The organism is Pectobacterium brasiliense (assembly GCF_013449685.1).
Classification (GTDB): Bacteria; Pseudomonadota; Gammaproteobacteria; order Enterobacterales; family Enterobacteriaceae; genus Pectobacterium; species Pectobacterium brasiliense_A.
Genome location: NZ_JACDSF010000154.1, coordinates 1 through 208 on the forward strand (window position 1 = coordinate 1; position 208 = coordinate 208).

General features: G+C 51.4%; 1 protein-coding gene. It reads right to left on the reverse strand.

Annotation, left to right across the window (positions count from 1 at the left end):
- Positions 1-208 (reverse strand): hypothetical protein (locus tag H0248_RS21805; protein ID WP_180787462.1); only part of this gene is annotated, 208 nt, incomplete at both ends.

A 208-nucleotide genomic window follows, 5' to 3' on the forward strand; every position in this document is an offset into this window, starting at 1 on the left:
GTTATCCGACGTGACGTTATCAATAGAGATTGACGCGACTGGTGCTACCGTATCCACACCGTAAGCGTGGCTGGTATTGGCAGTCGTGACATTGCCTGCCGTATCACGCGTGGTAACCGTCGCACTCACATCGTTATTAGTTGCCAGCACGGAACCGAGAACATTCACATTCCAGGTTTTACCATCAGCATTGACGGTCGTCTGGTAG